The organism is Marisediminicola sp. LYQ134 (assembly GCF_046599635.1).
Taxonomy (GTDB): domain Bacteria; phylum Actinomycetota; class Actinomycetes; order Actinomycetales; family Microbacteriaceae; genus Marisediminicola.
On record NZ_JBKIWP010000002.1, the window covers coordinates 186,869 to 202,024 of the forward strand.

Consider the following 15,156-nt stretch of genomic DNA (forward strand, 5'->3'; position numbering starts at 1 on the left):
GTGTGCGCGCAGTAGCTGGAGTTTCTAGGCTGCGTCCACATACTCGAGGGATCGTTATCAACTCGAGTCGCAGCCCGCGCCGATCGGGTTATCGGGCTTCGAGACCGAGGTAGTCGGGGTGGTCGTCGAGCCACGACCTCACGAAGGGGCAATCGGCGCCGACGGTGTCGCTCGACTCGTCACGGATGCGATCGAGGATGGCGCGGACCATGTCGCCCCCGACACCCGCGCCGCGGCGATGCGCGTCGACCTCGGTGTGCACGATGTGGATGACACCCGGGGTGCGCTGGTAGTCGGCGACGCCGACATCCTCGCCGTCGACGCGGTAGACGAAGCGGTTGTGGGTGGTCTCGTCGATCAGTTCTGTCGCGGGCGCGTCGGTCATGAGCCCAGCGTAAGCGCGCCGCCGGGAGTACGGCACAATGAGCGGATGCCCGAAGCCTGGTCGCGAGACTCCCCGAGCCGCGTGATCCACGGCGACAACCTCGCCGCGACCCGCCCCCTGCCCGACGGCGCGTTCACCGTGGTCTACCTCGACCCGCCGTTCAACACGGGGAGATCTCAGTCGAGGCAGTCGACGAGAAGCGAGCGCAACCCCGACGGCGCCGTGCGCGGGTTCAAGGGCCAGCAGTACGACCGCATCCGCGGCGACCTCGTGCGCTACGACGACAGCTTCGACGACTACTGGAGCTTTCTCGAGCCGAGACTCGCGGAAGCATGGCGGCTGCTCGCCGACGACGGCACGCTCTACCTGCATCTCGACTATCGCGAAGCGCACTACGCGAAGGTGCTGCTCGACGCCCTCTTCGGCCGCGAGTGCTTTCTCAACGAGATCATCTGGGCCTACGACTACGGCGCCAAGTCGAAGACCCGGTGGCCCACGAAGCACGACACGATCCTCGTCTACGTGAAAGACCCCCTCGGCTACCACTTCGACTCGTCGGCGGTCGATCGCGAGCCCTACATGGCGCCGGGGCTCGTGACCCCCGAGAAGGCCGCCCTCGGCAAACTGCCGACGGATGTCTGGTGGCATACGATCGTGAGCCCGACGGGACACGAGAAGACGGGCTATCCGACCCAGAAGCCTCTCGGCATCCTCAAGCGCATCATCGCGGCATCCTCTCGCGAGGGCGACTGGGTGCTCGACTTCTTCGCCGGAAGCGGCACGACCGGCGCGGCCGCCCTCGCGCTCGGCCGACGCTTCGTTCTCGTCGACGAGAGCCCCGACGCGTTGCGCGTCATGCGCGCGCGGTTCGCCGACCACGACGGCGTCGAGTTCGGATGATCGCGCCCGATCAGTTCGCGATCGCGTGCCCCGATGACGCCCGAACCACCAGTCGCGGTTCGAGAACCTCGTGGCGATCCGACGAGCGGCCGTCGAGTCGCTCGACGATCATCTCGACGCACAGTCTCCCGATGGCGTCACTCGGCTGATCCACGCTCGTGAGTCGCGGTCTCACGAGCGAGGCCAGCGCCGTGTTGTCGTAACCGACGATGGAGAGCTCGCCCGGCACGTCGAGCCCGAGGTCGATCGCGGCGTCGAGGATCGCGATCGCCGCGAGATCGTTGCTCGCGACCACGGCTGTGGGCCTCGCCTCGGGCGTCGAGAGCACCTCCCGCACGCGCCGCTCGAGCTCGATCAGATCGGATGCACCGACCACGAGCGGTTGCCGGGCGCCCTCTCGGCCCTCCATCGCGGCGGTGTATCCCGCGCGTCGGCCGAGGGCCGCGGGTCGGGTGGATGCGCTCGCGAAGGCGATCGCGCGGTGCCCGAGGTCGAGGAGGTGGGTGGTCGCGGCGAAGGCGCCGCTGCGATCGTCGCTCGTGACCGTGTCGACGCCGGACACCGATCGAGGCATCTTGCCGACGACCACGACCGGAAGGCGTGAGGCGGCGGCGGCGAGCGCCGCGGGGTCGACGCGCGAGCTCACGACGATGATGCCGTCGACACCCAGGCCGACCATGTCGCCGACTCTCGCCCCGAGCAGCGCCGAGTCCCGTCGCCCCTGGCCGATGAGGAGATCGAATCCCGCGGTCTCGGCGGCGATCTCGACTCCGCTGAGGATCTCGGTGTAATACGGGTTGCCGAGGTCTGTCGTGACGGCGCCGAAGAGCGCGGTGCGGCCTTGAACGAGTGAGCGGGCGAGCCGGTTCGACCGATATCCGAGCGCCACGGCGACATCGGTGATGCGGGCGCGGGTGGCGTCGCTGACTCCCGGGTCGCCGCGCAGAGCGAGCGAGACGAGCGATTTCGACACCCCGGCCTCGCGCGCGACGTCGACGATCGTCGGTCTCGAGGTATCGGCGGTCACCACGGGTCCAGTATGGCCGCCTTCGCGCGCGGGCCTTGCTCGAGTGAACTGGAACGTTCCAGCACTCGCAACCTCGCCTCCCCCTCCCCGTCGCCGGTCGTTCACCGTCGGCTCATAACTTCGCAACCATGAACTTCCAGACAGCCCCCGGCGCGAGCGCGACCCGCAGGCTCGCGCGCCGCCCCGACGCCCTGCTCCTCGACTTCGGCGGGGTGCTGTTCCAGACCACGAAACGACCGACCGGGCGCCGCGACGCCGCGGAACTCCTCCACGCCGAGCTCGCCGCGGTCGGCCACGACGTCTCCTCGGCCGAACTGCACCGTGCCCTCGACGCCGGCTTGCGCGCCCTCAAAGACTGGAAGAACTCGGCGGGCCGGCGCCGCGAACCCGTGGAACTGGCACCGCGAGAGATCTGGACCGACTTCCTCGCGTCCGACCTCCCCGACGCCGTGCGGGCGACCCTCGCCGCCGACGCCGCCGGGCTCCTCGACCGCATCACCCCGGTGCTCTCCGACCACGAGGTGCGCCCGGGCGTCGTCGAGTTGCTCGAGTGCGCCGCCGAGCTCTCGATCCCCGTCGGGATCGTCAGCAACGCCCACTCCGGGCGAGCGCATCGCGCCCTGCTCGAGAGGCACGGGCTGTCGTCGCACATCGGCGTGCAGATCTACTCCGACGAGGTCGGCATGCGCAAGCCGCACCCCGGCATGGTGCAGCTCGCCGCGACCGCCCTCGGCACGACCGCCGAGCGCTGCTGGTTCGTCGGAGACACGGTCGATCGCGACGTCGTCGCCGGCCGACGCGCCTCCGTGGGAGCCGTCGTGCTCACGCGCTCCCAGCACACCGACGAGCCGCCGTACAGCGTCGACGCCTCCGCCGACGCCGTCTTCGCGACACCGCTCGAGCTCGTGCCCGTGCTCGCCGCGACCGTGCCCGACACCACTGCAGAGCGGCTGCCGTCGACGACCGGAGGCGAGAGCGCCGTCGCCGTGCCCGCACACGTCGCCGCGCCCCGCGCGATCCTCCTCGACCACGGCGGAGTGATCTCGACCTCCGTGAAAGACGTCGCCGCCCAGCGCCGGTTCGGCGCGGACATCGCCCGGCGGATGCGCGAAGCCGGGCTCTCGACAGACGACGCGGTGATGACATCCGCCCTCGAAACCGCGCGCTTCCGGCATCGCCAGTGGAAAGACGGCGGCGAACACTCCTCCCGCGTTCTCGAGATCACCCCGCGCGAATTCTGGTGCGAGATCGTGGGAGCAGGACTCGCCGCGGCGGAACGCGCGTGGCTGCGCGCCGAAGCGACCGAACTGTCGTACCACTACGCCTCGGTCAAGAGCTCGACCTCGATCCGCCCCGGCGTGCGCGACCTGCTCGAGCGGGCGCGGACCGCGGGGATCCCCGTGGGGATCGTCTCCAATACCCTGAGCGGGCGTGCCGTGAGGCGGCGCCTCGCCGACGCCGACCTCGGTGACCTCTTCGCCGTGCAGATCTACTCCGACGAGCTGGGGCGTCGCAAACCCGACCGCGCGATGCCCGACGAAGCGATCGCCGCCCTCGGGGTGCACCCCGAACACTGCTGGTTCGTCGGAGACAAACCCGACCGCGACATGGTCGCGGCCCACGCGGCGGGAATCCCCGTCGCCATCCTCGTGCGCGGCGGATCGCTCGACGACGCCACCGTCGACCACGCCGCGACGCTCGATGGGCCCGAGCGGCCCGACGTCGTCATCGACTCGATCCACGAACTCGACCGCCTCCTGTGCGAGGCGATCTCCCCCGGCAACCCCCCGAGCGCCGATACCCGGCGTCGACAGGAAAGGGCACTCTCATGACCCGCACGACTCCCGCGACCAGCACTCCCGCGCGCCGAGGAATCCCCCGGCCGGGCGAACTGAGTCAAGCGCAGAAGCTCATGGTCTTCGTTCTCTCGATGACGATGTTCGGGCTCGCGAACATCCTCACCGAAGTGCTCCCCGAGCTCAGGCTCGGACCGGTCGAACTCTCGGTGTCGTACCTCGCGTTCGTGCCCGTCGTCATCGTGTGCCTCTTCCACCCGCTCTACGGAGCGCTCGGAGCCCCCCTCGGGGAGATCGTCTTCGTCGACCTCCTCATGGGCAACTTCTCGGGCATCGGCGAGCTCGAGGGCTACATCCAGCTCGCCCTGGGGCTCTACATCGGCGGTTCGCTCGTGCGCGACCCGCGCAAACGCTGGCAGGTCGCGATGGCCGCCATGGTCACGGTGCTCCTCGACAAGCTCGTCGGCGGAATCGTGGATGTCGGCAAGGTCTGGGTCGGGGTCGCCGACGCCGAATACGTCGAGGGCTTGCCGCAGAGCATCCTGCTGCTCGAGGGAATCGCCTTCAGCACCGACTTCATCATCAGCGGAATCATCTTCGGGGCGATCCCCGCGATGCTCCTCGCCCCGCGTCTCTACGGCAAGATCGAGCCCTTGCTCGGCATGGCTCCGCGAGACCCCGCTGTTCCCGTCGCACGACGGGCGCGGGCATCCGCACCCTTCGTCATCGGCGCCCTCTTCCTCTCGTTCGTCGCCATGATCATGGCGTTCCTCGACGAACTCGACGTGACCTTCGGCGTGTGGGAACCCGACTTCATCGGGCAGTACGGAGCGCAGTTCCTGTGGATCGGGGTGTCGGCCGCCATCATCGTGCTCGTCACGGCCGTCGTGATCGTGCGATGGATGATCGCTCGCCGCTCCGCCGACCGCGCGGCGGTCGAGCCCCGGTCGCCCGACCGCACCTCGTGAGCGCGGTGATCGAGGTCACCGACCTCGGATTCCGCTACCCCGGAGCGGCGGCGCCGAGCCTCGAGCACGTCGACCTCACCATCGAACGGGGCGACTTCGTCGCGGTCGTCGGTGGCAACGGGTCGGGCAAGACGACGCTCTGCAAGAGCTTCAACGGGCTCATCCCGCACTACTGGTCGGGGGAGTTCAGCGGTTCGGTGCTCGTCTCCGGTCACGACACCACCGAGGTCTCGGTCGCGCGACTGTCGCACCTCGTCGGCTACGTCTACCAGGACTTCACGAACCAGCTCGTGCGCCCGACGGTGCACGACGAGGTGTCGTTCGGGCCCGTCAACTACGGGCTCGCCGACCACGCTGCTCGAACCGAGGAGGCCATGGAGCGCCTCGGCATCGAGCACTTGCGAGACCGGTTCGTCTGGCAGCTGTCGGGCGGCCAACAGCACCTCGTCGCTCTCGCGAGCGTGCTCGCGATGCGCCCCGAGGTCATCATCGTCGACGAACCGGTCGCCGAACTCGACCCCGTGCACGCGGAACAGGTCTACGAGAGGCTCTCGGAGCTCAACCGCACGCTCGGCACGACGATCATCGTGATCGAGCATCACGCCGAGTTCGTGGCGCGATACTGCCGGAGCGTCGTGCTCATGTCGCAGGGGACCGTCGCGTGGCACCTTCCCGTTCGAGACGCGCTCTCTCGAGCCGACGAGCTCGCGGAGCACGGCATCCCCGCGCCGCAGGTCGTGCACGTGAGTCGAGCCCTGACCCCCGACCGACCCGTGTCGACGACCGTCGACGAGCTCGCCGAGGCGATGCGCGGGCGAGTCGACCACCCCGGCGCAGCGCATCCGCCAGCGGCGGCATCGACGGCGACAGCGGATGAGACGCCCGCCGCGTGCACCCCCGTGGTCGCCGAGCTCGACTCCGTGCACTTCGGATACCGCACCGTGGAGGGCCGCCGATCGACGGTGCTCGACGGCGTCGACCTCCGGCTGCACGAGGGCCAGCGCGTGGCCCTCGTCGGCGGTAACGGTGCGGGCAAATCCACCCTGCTCCGCCTCCTGACCGGGCTCAAGGTGCCCCTCGCGGGCGAAGTCGTCGTCGACGGAACCAACACCCGCACGATCTCGGCGGCGGAGCTCGCCGACCGGGTGTCGTACCTGCACCAGCACCCCGAGCAGATGTTCCTCAACGACACGGTGCGCGCCGACATCGCGATGTTCCCTCGCTCTCGCGCGCGCGTCGACGCCCTCGAGACGGTCGAGACCATCCTCGAACGCATGAATCTGCTCGGGGTCGCCGACCGCGACGGGCGCATGCTGTCGGGCGGGCAGCAGCGACGAGCGACGCTCGGCATCGGGCTCGCGATGACACCCCTCCTGCTCTTGCTCGACGAACCGACGTCGAGCCTCGACGTCGCGACGCGCAACGTCGTCATCGAGATGCTCGCCGACCTCTCCGACCGCATCCGCTGCGTCGTCGTCGCGACCCACGACATGCACCTCGTCGCCGAGTGGGCCGATCGCGTCGTCGTTCTCGGCAACGGCCGCGTGCTGCGCGACTGCACTCCGCGCGACCTGTTCGCCGACGCCGACCTGCTCGCCGAGGCGATGCTCGTGCCCCCGCAAGTGACCCAGGTCGGCATCGCTCTCGGCGCTCACCCTCCCGTGTTGAGTGTCGCCGAGTTCACCGCCCGATTCGCCGCGACAGCGGGCGATCGATCACACGAAAGGGTCGGATCGTGACGATGACGGCAACTCCCCCGCTCGAGGCTCGCGCACCCCGCGCGACGAAGAACCGGCGCGAGCGCGACACCCTCTCGGTCGAGTGGGTCAAGCTCGAGCTCCTCCGCACCGCGTATGCGACGCGCGGTGGACTCCTGTCGATCATGGATCCGCGCGTCGTCGTCGTCTGGTACCTCCTCATGGGGTTGAGCCCGTGGTTCACGCACAACCTCACCGTGCTCGCGATCCTCTTCGTCGTGACGGCGATCTCGGTGTTCGCGAGCCGGGTCGGTCCCCTCGTGCTCGGGCTCTTCGTGATCGGTCTCATCGGCGAAGGGTTCTACGTCTTCGCGGCCTCGTGGTTCTTCGGCGGTGACCTCACGACCGTGCTCTCACTCCTCGAGCTCACCCTCAAACTCGGCACGCTCAGCATGGCGAGCATGGCGGCGTTCGTCTCCCTCGACCCCGAGAAGCTCTCCGACGCCCTCCTGAGCTTTCGCGCTCCGGCGCTTCTGAGCTTCGGCGTCAGCTACGGCTACCGCATGCTCCCCATCCTCGTCGACGAGTTCCACACCATCGTCGACGGCCACCGCGTGCGGTCGGCCCCCGTGCGCTCCCCCGGCTTCCTCGGCTGGCGCTACGTCGTGAGGCTGTGCCGGGTGACCGTCGCGGCGTTCTACCCGCTCATGCTCAACACGGCCAAGCGCACCCGCACGACCGTCGAAGCGCTCGAGACCCGAGGGTTCACCTACGCGATGGAGCACCCCGACGGCCAGCGCATCCGACTGTCGTACTTGCGAGTGCGGGGGCGGGATGTCGCACTGCTCGTCGTGAGCGTCGGCATCATCGTCGGGGCATACCTGATCGGGGGCGCGTTGCCCTTCTACGTCCGCGCCACCGGAGGCTGAGCACGCGGCGAGCGCGGCACCGGCCTACGACTCGCGCGTGATCTCGACCGTGACGAAGAGCTCGGACTTGAACGGGCCGGCGTAGACGCCGCGCAACGGCGGAACGTCGTTGTAGTCGCGCCCCCGCCCCACGAGCACGTGGCGGTCGCCGATGTCGATGAGGTTGGTGGGGTCGAACCCGCGCCAGCTGCCGCAGAACCACTCGACCCACGCGTGCGACTCGCCCGTGACGGTCTCCCCGATCGCCGCGTCGGGTTTCGGATGCAGGTAGCCCGACACGTAGCGCGCGGGGATGCCGACCGACCGCAGAGCCCCGATCGCGAGGTGGGCGATGTCTTGGCAGACACCCTTGCGGTGCTCCCACGCCTCGGCCGCAGTGGTGTGCACGCCGGTCACCCCGGTCATGTACTCGACGCTCTTGCCGATCGCGACGCAGATCTGCATCGCGGCCTCGCACGGGCTCACACAGCTGTCGGCGATGCTCCGCGCGAGCTCGACGACGTCGGCGGGCGGAGCGGTGCGTCGCGTCTGCCCGCGCTGCTCCACGAACTCCGTCGCGCGGTCGGCGAGCTCCGTGAGGTCGTCCCACGCGATGACCTCGTGGGGATGCTCGCGATCGCGCACCTCCACGAGACTCGTGGCGGTGAGGGCGAGCTCGCGGTGGGGCGTGAGGATCTCGAACGACGACACCCGGCTCCCCCAGTAGTCGACGTAGGCGTTCTGCGCCGACATGGGGGAGATCTCGAGCCCCGAATACATCACGAGTTGGCCTTCGGAGCTGACCGGGAGCATCCGCGCCTCGTTGTACGACGCGGTCACCTCTCCCTGATAGTGGAATCCGGTCTTGTGTTTGATGCGCAGGCGCTTCACGAGTTCTCACTCACCCAACTCGGTTCGGCGTTCTTCGGAAAGTAGCGTTCACGGATCGCTTCGGACGCGGCGCTCGTGGCGAGCTGCACGTTGTCCATGTGGGTCGGGAGGTCGTCGAGGATGTCGGCGATCGGCCGGAACTCGAGGTCGCTGCGGATCTGGCCGAGCCGGCGGAGGGCGTGATCGGAGGTGCCGACACGGTCGGTGCGTGGCTCGATGTCGCGCATGCACATCTCCGCGCGGCGCACCGAGAAGAGGATGGAGCGCGGAAACAGCCTGTCGAGCAGGAGGAACTCGGCGGCGTTGCGCGCGCTCGGCATGCCGCGGTAGGTGCGGAGGTAGGGCTCGTATGCCCCGCACGACCTCAGGATGGTCGTCCACGACGGCCCACTCGCCTCGGTGAGCGACCTCGTCGAAAGCAAGCGCGCGGTCATGTCGGCACGCTCGATGCTGCGCCCGAGGGTGAAGAACTGCCACGCCTCGTCGCGGCTCGTCGCCGACTCGATGATGCCCACGGCGAGCGCGGATCGCTCGCGCACCCAGCCGAAGAACTCGTGCACCTTGTCGCCCGCGACCTTGCGCGGCATGCGTGCCCTCGTGGTGTTGAGGCACTCCCACAGCTCGCTCGACACGATCTCGCGAGCCCGGCGGGCGTTCTCGCGCGCGGCGCCGAGGGAGTAGGCGATCGAGGCGGGCTCGGCACGGTCGACCGCGAGGATGTCGAGCACGTCGCTGCGACTGAGCTCGCGGTCTTCGGGGATGGCGCTTCCCATGACGCTCAAGAGCGAGCGGCACGCGATGTCCTCCTCGATCCACGGGTCTTCGAGCAGCAACTGCAGGTGCACGTCGAGGATGCGCGCCGTGCCGTCGCTGCGCTCGATGTAGCGGCCGATCCAGAAGAGCGACTCGGCGATACGGCTCAGCATGCGGGCGCCTCCGTCTCGGTATCGGTATCGGTATCGGTCGTCGAGCGTGTCGGAACGGCGTCGCGGCCCTGCTGCTGCTGCTCCTGCTGCCCGTGGTCTTGCGGGTGATCGTGGGCGTGCTGGTCGGGGGCGCGACCCTCGGCCTCGGCGAGCATCTCGGGTGTGATGACCGTGATCGACTCGGTCGGTGCGGCCTGGTCGGCGACAAGACCCTGGATGCTGTGCCTCGACACCTGCAGCGGCGTCGTCCCGACCACCCAGGTGTCTTTCGAACCGCCACCCTGGCTGCTGTTGACGACGAGTTGACCCTCGGGAAGCGCAACACGGGTGAGGCCGCCGGGGAGCACCCAGACATCCGTTCCGTCGTTGACGGCGAAGGGGCGCAAGTCGGCGTGACGCGGGCGGAGACCGTCGTCGACGAGGGTGGGGATCGTCGAGAGCTGCACGACGGGCTGCGCGATCCAGCCGCGCGGGTCGGCGAGCAAGCGCGAGCGCAGAGCCTCGAGTTCGCCCTTCGACGCGTCGGGGCCGACGACGAGACCTTTGCCGCCCGAGCCGTCGACGGGCTTGACCACGAGTTCGTCGAGTCGATCGAGCACCTCCTCGAGGGCCCCCGGGTCTTCGAGCCTCCACGTGTCGACGTTCGGAAGGATCGCCTTCTCCGACAGGTAGTACTCGATGAGGTCGGGCAGGTAGGTGTAGACGAGCTTGTCGTCGGCGACGCCGTTGCCGACCGCGTTCGCGATCGTGACGTTGCCGAGCCTCGCGGCGAGCATGAGTCCGGGCGAGCCGAGCATCGAGTCCGCGCGGAACTGCAGAGGATCGAGGAACTCGTCGTCGACCCTGCGGTAGATCACGTCGACGCGGGTCGGGCCCGAGGTCGTGCGCATCCACACCCGGCCACCGGAGCAGAACAGGTCGCGGCCCTCGACGAGCTCGACCCCCATGAGGCGGGCGAGCAGCGTGTGCTCGAAGTACGCCGAGTTGTAGACGCCGGGCGTGAGCACGACGATCGTCGGGTCGTCGATGCCGGGAGGCGCGCTCGCCCGCAGCGCGTGCAGGAGCTTGTGCGGGTAATCGCCGACGGGCCTCACGCGCATGCTCACGAAGAGCTCGGGGAGGGTCTGCGCCATGACGCGACGATTGGAGATGACGTAGCTCACGCCCGAGGGCACGCGCACGTTGTCTTCGAGCACGCGCCATCCGCCGGTCTCGTCACGGATGAGGTCGATCCCCGAGACGTGGATGCGCACGCCGTTCGCGGGGTCGATGCCCGCGGCCTGCCGGTGGAAGTGGCTCGACGAACTGATGAGCGCCGCCGGGATGACGCCGTCGCGCACGGCGTTCTGCGGCCCGTAGATGTCGGCGAGAAAAGCCTCGAGCGCCCGCACGCGTTGCTTCACGCCCGCCTCGACATCCAACCACTCGGCCTGGTCGATCACGCGCGGAACGGCGTCGAGGGGGAACGGCCTCTCCTCGCCCGCGAAGTCGAACGTGACCCCCTGGGCGAGATACGAGCTCGCGAGGGCGTCGGTGCGACCCCGCAGCTCGTCTTGAGTCATCTGGCTCAGAGCCGCATGGATCTCGCGATACGGGGCCCGCGTCGAGCTCGGCGTCGCGAACATCTCGTCGAACGGTGCCGCCCCCGCGCGAGGACGGGTGCGTGCGGCAACATCCGTGTAGCCGTCGAAAAGGTCTCCCATTCGGCCACTCTATTCGGGCGGATGTTGCGGCGGTGTTTCCGCGAAACGCCGCGGGGGCGGCATCCGCTCTCGCTCGCGCTCTACGGAACGACGACGATTTTTCCGCGCAGGTGCCCCGTTTCGAGGCGACGATAAGCCTCGGCGGCGTGCTCGAGGTCGAAGCGGGCTTCGATGGGGATGCGCACGGTTCCGTCGGCGACGGCGTGTGCGACGGCGGCGAGCACCTCGATGTCGGCGGCCCCGCCCGAGCCCCCACCCACCGTGCCGACACCGTAGGTCTGCGCGGCGGAGTGGCTCGCGATGCTGTTGATCCGGCCGGCCGGAACCCCGAGCGCGATCGCCGCCTCGACCGTCTCGTCGCCGCTGTTGTCGAGCACGGCCGTGAGCCCCCCGGGAGCGGCGGCACGGATGCGCTCGACCTGCTCCTCCCCGTAGAGCACGGGGATGACGCCGAGCCCCCGCAGGAAGTCGTGGTTCGACTCGCCCGCCGTGCCGATGACGGTCGCCCCCGTCGCGCGCACGAGCTGCGCGGCGATGACACCGACCCCGCCGGCGGCCGCACTCACGAGCACGGTGTCGGCCGGGGTGAGACCGAGAGACGCGACGCTCTTCCACGCCGTGCGGCCCGCGATGTCGAGGGAACCGGCCTCCTCGAACGAGAGCTCGACGGGTTTGCGCGCGATCGCGTTTGCGGCGATCACGACGACGTCGGCGAGAGCCCGGTGCCGGGCGCCGCCGAGCACGTCATCGCCGACAGCCCACTCGGTGACGCCCGCGCCGACCTCGTCGACCGTTCCCGCGAAGTCGTTGCCCGTGCCGCCGGGGAGCGGCGGCCCCCACGGCAACAGCCCCGCGCGGATCTTGCCGTCGACGGGATTGAGACCCGCCGCACGCACGGCGACGCGCACCTCACCGGGGCCCGCATGCGGCTCGGGGACGTCGACGAGCTCCAACACCTCGGGGCCACCGTTGACCGCGTATTGCACGAATCTGGACATCTGAACTCCTTCACACCGTGGGGTCGGCCTGCCGCGGGCCGCCTGGCCGTCTGGCTGTCTGGCTGTCGGGCCGTCGGGCTGTGCGAAACTCGCCGATCGCATGCCCTCATTCTGCGGGGAAGCCCTCGGAATCGCCCCACAGACCGCGGCAGCTCTGGTCAGACCGTCCACTCGAGTCGTTCGAAGTCGAGCGACGCGACGGTCACCCGCTGTCCGTTGCCTGCCTCGCCCCCCACGGTGATCGTCACGGGCGTCGAGCGGAGGTTCGCGAGCATCAGGACGCGGCGGTCGTCGACGACGGCCCCGAGCGCCCACACCTCCAGAGGCGCCGCGACAGCCTCGAGGAGAGGCAGTCCGGCGATCTCGTGCAGCGCGGCGACGGCGCGCTCGACCGGCACCCCGCGGATGCCGCGAGGGCCGTCGATCTCGAAGTAGGCGAGAGACGCGACTCCCGGGCGGGCGAGCGCGGCGGCACTCGCGACCACCCATGCCGCGAGGGCCGGAGACGCCTGCCGAGGATCCGTGGCCTCGGGCAGCAACGCCGCGCCGTAGCCCGCGGCGCCGTTGTCTTCTGCGCCGTGTTTTTCCGAGCCGTATTCTTCCGAGCCGGGGCCGGTCGTGTCCGGCGCCGACGTCGCAACGGCGTTGAACCGCGGGCGGAGCGTGATCGGACCCACGTGCACCGGGAGCCCCACGGCGATGCGCGTGGCGTTCTCGACGACCTCGCGCTGCACGGCGATGGACTCGACGAGCTGCGCCCGCTCGACCGCGTGCATCTGCGGTGTGATGCTGAACGACACCGCCTCGACGCCCTCGACGACGCCCGCCGACCTGTTGAGCTCCGTGAAATGGCCGCGGGTGCCCCCGACGATGTCGGGGCGCCACGACCTCTCGCGCAGATGAGCGGCGAGCGCCGACACGATCTCGGCGTCGGCGACATGCCCGTGTTCGGCGAAGGCCCCGATGCGCACGACCCGCTCGAGCGAGAGCACGGCCACGACGTCATCGAGTATCCGCGCGAGGGTGTGGGTGTCACGCACGCCGACGATGCGCACATCGAGCGGGAGCGCTCCGGCCTCGCGAGACGCGGCCACGAGCGCCTCGCGCCACGGGGTCGCGACATCGAGCTCGACGAGCACAGCGGAGGCGGGAATCACGGGCGCATGCGCAACCGCAGGCGAGTCACGTCGCACGATCGGCGGGCCCGTCGTCGCTCCGAGAACGAGGTGGGGCACGCGTCGAGCAGCCTCAGCGATGTCGACGGCGTGAGCGCCTCGCTCCTCATGCCGATGCGGTGCGGCATCCTGCTGGATGCCGTCCACCGCGGTGATGCGCGCGGTCAGAGTGACGGTCTGCGCGATGACCTCGCCCCGGGAGACGGTCACCGGGAAGGGCTCGGCGAGGGGTGTTCCGTAGGTCTTGAACGAGGCATCCGTCCAGTTCCTCTGGTCTTCCATCTCGAAGATCTCGCCGTCGAACCGCAGCGAGCACTCGAGGCCCCCGGTGTGCCAGCCGAGCCCGACGATGTCGACCGCCGGCTGGTGCGGGCTGATGCGATCCGGAAAGCTCGAGACGGAGGTCGTCGACGGTGTCGTGACGACGAGCTCGGTGCCCGCGACCGTCGGCGGGTGCAGCACGACGAGCCCGATCCGATTGCGCTCGAACTCGGCCTGCGCCTCGAGAGACAGGGCCACGGTCAGGGTCTGCTCGAGCGTGTCCGTTCGTGCGCCGGTGACGGCGAGCCGTCCCGTGAGCTCGAGTCCGTGGCCGCTCATCCGCACGTCGAGGTCGAGGCCGTCAGTCCGAGCAGACGTCGCGGTCACCGAGGTCGCGACCGTGTTCCAGTCTCGATCGCGCGCGACGGCCCGGATCGAGCGCAGCACCGTCCTCCCGGCGAACCGGATGTCTGCGAACTCGTCTCCCCTCGTCTCGATCGTCCAGTCGCCGAGCCTCAGGGTCTCCGGGCGGGGCTCCGCCGATGCCCACCGTCGTTCGGCGACCCGCCACGCGGCGGTCACGGCGGCGTCGGTATCCGCGTCGGTATCCGCATCGACGTCGGCCTCGACGTCGGTATCGGGCGAGCCGGGCACCGGAGGTTTCCCGAGAGGCGTCACGGTCAGAGAGTGGTCATGCCGCCGTCGACGGCGACGAGGGTTCCGGTCGCGAACGCGCTCTCGTCGCTCGCGAAGAAGACCACGATGCCCTCGATGTCGCCCGGTGATCCGGCTCGCCCCATGGGGATGCGCGAGATGATCGCGGCGCGCGATTCGGGGTCGGACGTGATGGCGCTCACGAGGGGTGTCTCCGTGTAGGCCGGCACGACCGTGTTCACGCGGATGCCGTCTTTCACGTAGGCGGCGGCGACAGTGCGACCGAGCCCGTGTATCGCCGCCTTCGACGTGCTGTAGGCCGTGAACTCCGCCCCCTCGCCGCGGATTCCCGTCGGACTCCCCGTGAGGATGATCGAGCCGCCACCGTTCGGCAGCATCGCTCGCACCGCGTGTTTGAGTGTCAGGAATGTGCCGGTGAGGTTGACGTCGATCGTGCGCTGCCAGGAGTCGAGGTCGAGATCGGCCACCTTCGCGTCGCGGCCGAACAGTTGCACGCCCGCGTTCGCCACGACGACGTCGGGAACCCAACCGTCGTCGACGAGCGACGTGAACGCCGCGGTGACGCTCGCCTCGTCGGAGATGTCCATGAGCATCCCGCGGGCCGCAACGATTGCGCCCGCGGAGACGATCTCGTGTGCCGCAGCGACCGCGCCTGCTTCGTCACGATCGGCGAGGATCACGCGCGCCCCTTCGGAGGCGAGCCGCGCCGCGATACCGCGACCGATCCCTGCGGCCGCGCCCGTGACGAGCGCTGTCTTTCCCTCGAGACGTTCTGACATGGGGCTCCTCGTCGAGTGTCGTGTCCGTGCCCGCCAGCTATGAACCGGTTGACCAATCAGACACTAG

The 15,156-nt window shown here is 69.5% G+C and carries 13 protein-coding genes; 5 read left to right on the forward strand and 8 right to left on the reverse strand.

Annotated features, from left to right (window positions below; all coding sequences use genetic code 11):
- Positions 1-88 precede the first annotated feature (88 nt).
- Positions 89-385 (reverse strand): GNAT family N-acetyltransferase, encoded by a 297-nt coding sequence (locus tag ACLHIH_RS09340; protein WP_411316522.1) that lies wholly within the window; start codon positions 383-385, stop codon positions 89-91.
- 45 nt (positions 386-430) lie between these two features.
- On the opposite strand from ACLHIH_RS09340, the gene ACLHIH_RS09345 reads away from it, so the two are divergent.
- Positions 431-1,285: a DNA-methyltransferase gene (locus ACLHIH_RS09345; protein ID WP_411316523.1), complete on the forward strand. Its 855-nt coding sequence runs from the start codon at positions 431-433 to the stop codon at positions 1,283-1,285.
- A 10-nt stretch (positions 1,286-1,295) separates the two neighbouring features.
- Here ACLHIH_RS09345 and ACLHIH_RS09350 read toward each other — a convergent pair whose 3' ends face one another.
- Positions 1,296-2,315: a LacI family DNA-binding transcriptional regulator gene (locus tag ACLHIH_RS09350; RefSeq protein WP_411316524.1), complete on the reverse strand. Its 1,020-nt coding sequence runs from the start codon at positions 2,313-2,315 to the stop codon at positions 1,296-1,298.
- Positions 2,316-2,440: 125 nt separating this feature from the next.
- Between ACLHIH_RS09350 and ACLHIH_RS09355 the strand changes: the two genes are divergently transcribed.
- Genes ACLHIH_RS09355 through ACLHIH_RS09370 form a run of 4 tightly spaced genes read left to right on the forward strand, consistent with a single transcriptional unit; the run spans position 2,441 to position 7,702 of the window.
- Complete coding sequence (locus ACLHIH_RS09355) at positions 2,441-4,144, forward strand: HAD family hydrolase (protein ID WP_411316525.1); 1,704 nt, start codon at positions 2,441-2,443, stop codon at positions 4,142-4,144.
- On the forward strand, positions 4,141-5,076 hold the full coding sequence (locus tag ACLHIH_RS09360) for a cell division protein FtsQ (RefSeq protein WP_411316526.1): 936 nt from the start codon (positions 4,141-4,143) through the stop codon (positions 5,074-5,076). The genes ACLHIH_RS09355 and ACLHIH_RS09360 overlap by 4 nt, the downstream gene beginning before the upstream one ends.
- Complete coding sequence (locus ACLHIH_RS09365; RefSeq protein ID WP_411316528.1) at positions 5,007-6,815, forward strand: ABC transporter ATP-binding protein; 1,809 nt, start codon at positions 5,007-5,009, stop codon at positions 6,813-6,815. Before ACLHIH_RS09360 ends, ACLHIH_RS09365 begins: the two co-directional genes overlap by 70 nt.
- A gap of 2 nt (positions 6,816-6,817) precedes the next feature.
- The gene (locus tag ACLHIH_RS09370) at positions 6,818-7,702 is read left to right on the forward strand and encodes an energy-coupling factor transporter transmembrane component T family protein (RefSeq protein ID WP_411317272.1); all 885 of its coding nucleotides are present in this window, start codon (positions 6,818-6,820) and stop codon (positions 7,700-7,702) included.
- Between the two features lie 24 nt (positions 7,703-7,726).
- On the opposite strand, the gene ACLHIH_RS09375 is transcribed toward ACLHIH_RS09370, so the two are convergent.
- The 6 genes from ACLHIH_RS09375 to ACLHIH_RS09400 form a co-directional block, all read right to left on the reverse strand.
- Positions 7,727-8,572 (reverse strand): transglutaminase family protein, encoded by an 846-nt coding sequence (locus tag ACLHIH_RS09375; RefSeq protein ID WP_411316529.1) that lies wholly within the window; start codon positions 8,570-8,572, stop codon positions 7,727-7,729.
- Complete coding sequence (locus ACLHIH_RS09380) at positions 8,569-9,498, reverse strand: alpha-E domain-containing protein (protein ID WP_411316530.1); 930 nt, start codon at positions 9,496-9,498, stop codon at positions 8,569-8,571. Before ACLHIH_RS09380 ends, ACLHIH_RS09375 begins: the two co-directional genes overlap by 4 nt.
- Entirely contained in the window at positions 9,492-11,201 is a 1,710-nt protein-coding gene (locus tag ACLHIH_RS09385; RefSeq protein ID WP_411316531.1) for a circularly permuted type 2 ATP-grasp protein, read from the reverse strand. The genes ACLHIH_RS09380 and ACLHIH_RS09385 overlap by 7 nt, the downstream gene beginning before the upstream one ends.
- A gap of 80 nt (positions 11,202-11,281) precedes the next feature.
- Positions 11,282-12,199, reverse strand: coding sequence for an NADP-dependent oxidoreductase (locus ACLHIH_RS09390; RefSeq protein WP_411316532.1), 918 nt, complete (start codon positions 12,197-12,199; stop codon positions 11,282-11,284).
- A gap of 158 nt (positions 12,200-12,357) precedes the next feature.
- Positions 12,358-14,313, reverse strand: coding sequence for a hypothetical protein (locus ACLHIH_RS09395; protein ID WP_411316533.1), 1,956 nt, complete (start codon positions 14,311-14,313; stop codon positions 12,358-12,360).
- A gap of 2 nt (positions 14,314-14,315) precedes the next feature.
- Positions 14,316-15,089, reverse strand: a complete 774-nt coding sequence (locus tag ACLHIH_RS09400) for an SDR family NAD(P)-dependent oxidoreductase (protein WP_411316534.1) — start codon at positions 15,087-15,089, stop codon at positions 14,316-14,318.
- Positions 15,090-15,156 lie beyond the last annotated feature (67 nt).